This is a genomic window from Vitiosangium sp. GDMCC 1.1324 (assembly GCF_003044305.1).
In the GTDB taxonomy this organism is placed as follows: domain Bacteria; phylum Myxococcota; class Myxococcia; order Myxococcales; family Myxococcaceae; genus Archangium.
Genome location: NZ_PZOX01000011.1, coordinates 378,466 through 385,392, shown reverse-complemented (window position 1 = coordinate 385,392; position 6,927 = coordinate 378,466). Strand labels below are relative to the sequence as shown.

Annotated in this window: 6 protein-coding genes; 3 read left to right on the top strand and 3 right to left on the bottom strand. The window is 65.4% G+C overall.

Translation table 11 applies throughout. From position 1 onward, the window contains the following. Positions 1-179: 179 nt before the first annotated feature. The 3 genes from DAT35_RS30620 (at position 180) to DAT35_RS30610 (ending at position 2,643) form a co-directional block, all read left to right on the top strand. On the top strand, positions 180-527 hold the full coding sequence (locus DAT35_RS30620; RefSeq protein WP_146209957.1) for a hypothetical protein: 348 nt from the start codon (positions 180-182) through the stop codon (positions 525-527). Positions 528-800: 273 nt separating this feature from the next. Next, a complete protein-coding gene (locus DAT35_RS30615) occupies positions 801-1,529 on the top strand; it encodes a Type 1 glutamine amidotransferase-like domain-containing protein (protein WP_108071541.1) in 729 nt (242 codons plus the stop codon). A gap of 97 nt (positions 1,530-1,626) precedes the next feature. Then, a complete protein-coding gene (locus DAT35_RS30610; protein ID WP_199243043.1) occupies positions 1,627-2,643 on the top strand; it encodes a phosphotransferase in 1,017 nt (338 codons plus the stop codon). Between the two features lie 91 nt (positions 2,644-2,734). On the opposite strand, the gene DAT35_RS30605 is transcribed toward DAT35_RS30610, so the two are convergent. The 3 genes from DAT35_RS30605 to DAT35_RS30595 form a co-directional block, all read right to left on the bottom strand. After that, positions 2,735-3,679 (bottom strand): metallophosphoesterase, encoded by a 945-nt coding sequence (locus DAT35_RS30605; RefSeq protein WP_158501959.1) that lies wholly within the window; start codon positions 3,677-3,679, stop codon positions 2,735-2,737. Between the two features lie 141 nt (positions 3,680-3,820). Next, positions 3,821-4,585, bottom strand: coding sequence for a hypothetical protein (locus DAT35_RS30600; protein ID WP_108071536.1), 765 nt, complete (start codon positions 4,583-4,585; stop codon positions 3,821-3,823). 65 nt (positions 4,586-4,650) lie between these two features. Further along, the gene (locus DAT35_RS30595; RefSeq protein ID WP_146209956.1) at positions 4,651-6,885 is read right to left on the bottom strand and encodes a carboxypeptidase regulatory-like domain-containing protein; all 2,235 of its coding nucleotides are present in this window, start codon (positions 6,883-6,885) and stop codon (positions 4,651-4,653) included. Between the last annotated feature and the right edge of the window lie 42 nt (positions 6,886-6,927).

Genomic DNA, 6,927 nt, shown 5'->3' with positions numbered 1-6,927 from the left:
CATGCACCTGCTGTTCGTTGATGGCTTGAGTACCCACTTCTCCGGTAACATCCATGCCCCTACTGCTCAAACCACATGGCCAGATACGCGCTTCCTCGCCTGCTTGCTATATGAGGGGATGCCTCAGGGCCGGGTTGGGTAACCCGCGTGCGGCACTGCTGGCCTTCGGCGTGGCGTGCATGACCTACAACATATTGGCGGTGCTGCAATCGGCGGTGGAGACCGAGCATCGATTGGATGCGGCCAGCTTCCAGGTGTCCTCCTTCTACATAGCGGACGAAGTGCGGACCACCTACAGCGGGATGATGATTGCCGTGCCAGAAACGGAGTGGGACCAATTCGAAACCCAGTCCGCACCCGAACTGAGCCGCACGCTGCTGCAGATGGCGGCGAACGTCAAACCCGCCAGGCTGCGGAAGCATCCACGCAAGCCCAAGAAGAAGACCAAGAAGGGGTATGTGTCGGGAGAAGTGGCTCGACGCCATGTGGCGACTGCGCGCGTACTTCGGGGAGAAGAGTCCACATGACGGAAGAGAAACAACACAGTCCCATGGCAACTTCGGCGGGAGCAGGCGCCCCTGCCAACCAGAGGACTGGGCTGAGTCAGCCATCACGACAAGGATTGGCGAGCCAGGTGCTTTGGCGCGCCGTTCCTGGCCTCCGAACGAGGCGTTTCCCTCCCCCAGACTCCTCCTGGAAGTCCTCCCAGTGGTGACCCTCCCCTACACCTTGAAAGGGCTGGTTCTCATGGGGCTTCCCTTATCCCCTCCCCCTGTCGTCCGTAAAGATTGGAGGTTCACATGGGCGCACTGGAACGGAAGGATGTCGGTCATCTCAAGCCGCTCTTCCTCCTCGCCGACAGCTCACTCCTCTTCTGGCGCAGCGGGGACAAGCCGTTCCTGGATTGCCTCCGCGTGCTGACGGGGGCGGACCTCCGTGTGCCGCCCGTCCAGGCGGCCTACCTGGGCGCCTCCAACGGCGACGAGCCCGCCTTCTTCGATCTCTTCACCGCCGCCATGAAGGTGGCCGGCATCTCCCATTGCCGGATGATCCCCTCCCGGCCCTCGGCCGAGGACCGCGCCTGGCTCGGGCGGGCGAGCATCATCCTGCTCGCGGGAGGAGACCCCCTCCTGGGATGGGAATCCTTCCGGGAGAACGGCCTGGAGCCCCTCCTCCGAGAACGGTACCTCGATGGCGCCGTCCTCCTGGGCATTTCCGCTGGCGCGATGCAGCTCGGAACCCAGGCGTGGAGCGCGCCCATGACCGGCGCGGCCTCTCTCTTCCCGGTCCTCGGGCTGGCCCCCTTCCTCGTGGGCGTCCATGAGCAACCGGACTGGACGGAGTTGAAGCGAGCCGTGCAGGAGGCGGCCCCGGGCTCACGCGGGATTGGAATCCCAGCGGGCGGAGGGGCCCTCCTGCACCCGGACCAGACCCTGGAGCCGGTGCGCCATCCATTGGTCGAGTTCCGCAACGAGGGAGGCACGTTGCGCGAGGCCCTGCTCCCCTTGTGTCAGGGACTCGCCCGGTGAGCGGGAGGGCGTCCCGAGCGCCGGAACAATTTTACCCGGGCAATATTGACTCCGAATTATATCCGGGTAAAAGTCGTGTCTCATCCGGAGCGTCACCATGTCCTCTCCCGAAATGTCCTTTCCCGAAGCCAACCGTCATGCGGTCGAGCGCGCGCTCGAGGCCGCGTTCGGCACGACGACGCTGGACGCGGCGACATCGCTTACCGGCGGCCTGTCTGGCGCCCGGGTGTTCAAGATCCGGGTGGGTGGCATCGCCTATCTGCTGCGGCTCGAGGGCCAGACCGACCTCTTCCGCGACCCCAGCCGCTGGTACGGCTGCATGCGCACCGCAGCCGAGGTGGGTCTGGCGCCGAGGGTGCGTTACGCCTGCGTCGAGGACGGGGTGGCGATCATGGACTTCATCGCCGAGCGCTCACTCCGATTGGAGTATGCCGGCTCGAGGACCGACATGCTCACCGAGCTGGCCCAGGCCGTGCGCGCCTTGCACACAGCCCCGGCCTTTCCGCGGCTGGTTGACTATCTGGACGGCATGGAGGCGCTGATCGGACAGTTCCGCGCCTCGGGCCTGATCGAGCCGGCCGCCACAGCGGAACATTTCGCGCGTTACACCGAACTCGCCGCCACATATCGCCGTCTGCGACCGGAGCCGGTCTCCAGTCACAACGATTTGAACCCACGCAATGTCCTCTATGACGGCGGCCGACTGTGGCTGATCGACTGGGAGTCCTCGTTTCTCGCCGACCGCTATGTGGACCTGGCGACCCTGGCCAACTTCTTCACCGCCAACAAGGAGGAGGAGGCCGTGCTGTTGCGCACCTATTTCGGCGAGACGCTGGATGCGGCGCGGCAGGCCCGCATGTTCCTGATGCGGCAGATCAACCACGTCTTCTACGCGATGATCTTCCTGAATGGTGCCGCGGCCGAACGGCCGGGCGTCCGGCTACCCGACCTGGCCGTCCCACCGATGGCCGAGCTGCACCGGGGCCTGTCGACGAACGAGTTCACGCTGAACACCTGGCAGGGCCGGGTGGACTATGGCCGCAGCCGGCTGAACGAGGCACTTGCGAACATCAAGAGTCCCGAGTTCGAGGCGGCGGTCAGGCTCGCGGCCTGATGGCCCTCAGCCTCAGCCGTCCAACGACCGGTTCTCGGTGCAGCGCCATGAACGAGGCCTGCTCGCCAGACGGTGCCTGAGCGTCAGGGCCTCATCCGGCGTTACCGGTGCCTACCAGGTCGATGACCGCTATCTCCGGCCGGCAGAGAAAGCGCACGCGAGGCGCGTGCGGCTCGAAGCCGATGCCGCGGCTGACGAAGAGGGTGGTGGCCCCTACCTGGTGGCGCCCCATTTCGTATTTCTTATCAAAGCGGGACATGCTCACCACCGCGCCATAGAGGGGCAAACGTACCTGGCCTCCATGCGTGTGGCCCGCGAGGTAGAGGTCCGGCTCGAGCGGGGCCAGTTCCTCGACGAGGTCCGGCGTGTGGTAGACCACGATGCGCAGGCCGTCCGGGTTCTCACGCAGGCAGGTGTCGATGTGACCCTCCTGTCCGTAGGGTGCCCCGCAGAGCACCAGGCGCCCCTCGGCGGTCCGGAGCGCCGTCTGTCGTAGTTCCTGCGAGACGCCGCCGCTGAAGAGGTCCAGCTCGCTCCAGTACCAGACATCGTGGTTGCCCCGGACGGCATAGCGCCCGTAGCGGGTGTGGATGCGAGAGAGGACCTCGCGGAAGACGGGGAGGCCGGACTCGGCGTTGACGGCGTCACCGGTGGTGATGAGCAGGTCTGGCTGGAGGGCGTTGACCTCGTCCGGCAGTCGCGAGAGCGCCCGCGACCAGCCCTCGGCGTGCAGGTCCGTGAGGTGGACGATGCGCAGGCGCGTGCCCGCGGGCAGCCTGGCGGTTCTCACCTCCACCCGGGTGACCTGGAGCCAGTCCGCCTCGATGAGGAGCGCATAGAGGAAGCAGCCCGCCTCGGTCAGCAGCAGACCGAGGAAGACGAGGGCCGCCGCGCGCTCGACCCTCGGCAGGGAGCGCCCGCGCAGCACCGCGAGCAGGAGCTTCACCCCCAGGTAGAGCCCGGCACCCGTAACGAGCGCCATCAGGAACGCGAGCACGGCCAGCCGCAGCTCCTGAAGTTGGATGACATCCGTCATGGAGGGGGACGATACAACCATCCACCCTGCGTGGAACACGGGAGCTCCAAGCAGGGCCTCGGGCAGTGTTCTTGGCCAGTCCTGACGAAGAACCGCCGAGAGCCCTTCCCGGCACAGGCGGAGGGCCCTCGAACCGGAATACTACGGGGCGCGCTCGGAGGCCTTCACCACGCAGATGACCCGCGCCGCCACGGTGGCCGCCTCGCTCCCCTTCTTCAGTTCGCTGACCTTAGGGAGTGCGTCCAGGGTGGTGAACTGCCAGATCGAGAACCCGCCGGACACCTCGGTGGTGACGAAGGGCTGCGTGCCGAGCTTGGGGTTGATGTAGGCGCGCACCGCCGGGGCCGTCGCGATGGTGGGCAGCAGCACGACGCTGCTGATGAGGTTCATCTTGCGGCTCTGGCAGAGCTTCTTCGCCTCTTCGCCAACGGCCTGCTGCGGGGAGAAGACGTAGAGGCAGTTCGTGGCGCCATCCGAGACCTCATCGGACTTGCATGCGACCGGCGCCTGCTTGAGGCAGACATACGCGTGGCTGTCCCCCGACTTCCAGGGGCGCTTGCGTGTTACCCAGCCGTCCAGGTTGCTGACGACCTCGTAGGTGTTCCGCTCCATGGGGACGGCGGTGACGAATTCCCTGCCGTGGACCGCCGACTTGATCTCGGACACTCCGGTCAGCTTCAGCGTATTGGCGAACGTCATCCCCTTCGACGCGCACTGCTTCTCGGCCTCTTGCGGGGGCAGCGGGGCGCTGGTTTCGAAATGGAAGCACTGGTTGCTGCTGGCCGAATAGACCTGTCCCTCCGGACACGGCCCCTGCTGAGCGAAGCTCGGGCTCGGGAAGAGCAGCGCCGCGAAGGTGAATGCGGCAGTAGACAGCCAGACATGGGCTCGTGTTGAACGGGCCATGGTGATTCCTCCTTGGGTTGTGTGGGTTGGCCGCGCCGTTCGAGGGGCGCGGTGTCTTGTGATGGCTACTTCATCCCTGCGTTGGGATCTGGAGCGGACAGCAGTGGCGCCAGGATCACGCGCGGTAGCGTGGGGTCATCCTCTCGGTCCCAGACCCGGGCATTCACCGCGTCCATGTCCGTGGTTCCCCAGTAGTTACTGCTCGCGGACACGTCCTCGGACAGGAAGCCGCTGGGGAAATGAATCTCGTAGGTCGTGGGGTTCGAGACCGTGTTGTAGCGAAGCACCATGGAGCCGCCCCACAAGGAAAAGGTCGAGCTCGAGCCCACGGGTCCGCGATTGTTTTCGATGAGGTTGTACTCGATGACGGGTGCGCCGAAGCCGATGCTGAACGCAGCGCCGCTTCCATTGCTCCCATTCAGCGCCGAGTCCGTGACGTTGTCGCGAACCTCATTGTGCCGGACGAGAGCGGCTCCGCCATAGATGGCGATGGCGCCCGCGGTGTTGCGCAGCAGGCGGTTGTTCTCGATGAGCGCCGGGACCTCGCCGCTGTCGCAGGACTGTGCGGAATACGCATAGAGGTACATCCCGCCGCTGTTTTCCTGAAGGGTATTCCCGACGATTCGCGCATCGCAGGCGTATGCATGAATCCCTCGGCTGGTATTCTGCTCGATGAGGTTGTGACGTATGACCGATGCGGAGCGCGAAAGGATCAGCGTGCTGTCACCGTGGCCGTTATGATGGAAATGATTGTCGGTGACCAGTGGCGAGCTCCTGGAGATCGAGACGCCTTCAACGGCGTCACGGATTTCAGTGAACGCGAGGACGCTGCCACGGAGGTACTCATCGGAGTCGTCCAGCACCGCGTCGGTGCTGCTGTCTTCGAAGAGGATGCCCTTCCAATCGCCTGGTTGGGGATGGGCCGCGTTGGAGGCGAAGACAATCCGGTTCGTTGCCGTTCCTCGCGCGACCAGTTCTCCAGATACCGACAGCTTGTGGGGCCCATTGAAGCGGACCTCCACCCCAGGCTCGATGGTGAGCACGCCTCCCACCGGGACGAACAGGTCTCCGGTCACCACGTAGGGGCTACCCGCCAGGGTCCATTGGCTGCTGGCGGGAAGCTTGCCGGCGACCATGGTCCCCGTCACCACCGTCACCTGGGCGGAGACCGGCTCGGGCATCTCGTTGCCCAGCTCGTCGCGAAACGTCACATAGACCGCGGTCTGGGATGACGCATCGGACAGCGTCCATTCGCGGGTGCCGCTGAAGGGCTCCCAGCTGGCATCCGCGAGCGCCGGATCATTGCTGACCTTCATCTCGGCCACCTGCGAGCTCTGGTCCCTGGCGGAGAGCGTCAGCACGACCTGGCGTGAGGTGACCACCGCCATCCCACTGTTGATACGCACCTGGGCATCCACGGGAGGCGTGGTGTCCACGATGATGGAGTCCGTCACGGGAGGAGTCTCCAGCCCTCCGGTGTCGGAGAATCTGGCGTAGAGCTTTTGCAAGCCATCACCCGAGAAGGTCCACGAGGTGGAGGGCGTCATCACCTTCCAGGTGGCTCCGATGAAGTCAGAGCTCTCGCTGAGCATGTAGAGCGAGGCGTCCTGCGAGCCCTCCAGTGTCACCTCGACCGTGCGTGAGCCCGTGAGTGACCGCCCACCCGCGAGCAGGATGCTGCCCGAAGGCCCCGTGGAGACATTGAGCTCCCGCGCCTCCAGGCTCACGCGAGCGCCCGGGGGCACCTGGACCGCTGGCAAGGTCAACGGCCGGTAGCCCTCCTTTTCGAAACGAAGCGCGTAGCTCCCCGCCGGAACGACGTTGATGAGCCATTCTCCCTGTGCGTTGGTCTGGGCACGAAGGGACGTTCCTGGAACATAGACGGAAATACCCGTGTGCTCGCTCTGGTCCGCCAGTCTGGCGATTCCCTGGAGACTCCCCGCGGCCGTGAGCTCGAGCGCGCCCAGCGCCACGTTCCCAGCCCCCTGCTCGGCCCTTGGCACCTCGATGGGCATGAGCAAGGCATACACCCCTGTGGAGGTCGTGCGCTTGCAGATGAGGAGATAGCTCCCCACGGAGAGGCCGCTGTACCGGAAATAGCCTTTTGAATCCGTCACCGCGCGCTTGTTGGTCCCCTCGAGCGTGCACTCCACACCAGGCGCTCCCACCTTCTCCTGGGTCGCGTCGGTGACGGCGGGAGAGGAGAGCTCGAGTCCCGCCGATGCGACGATCTGACCCGCGACGATACCTGTCTCGATGGCCGGGCAACCGGCGGCGAGGGAGACCAGCAGGCAGAGCACGGGTGTGAGCGAGGCGGAGACGCCGCGGGAAGGCGGGACGCC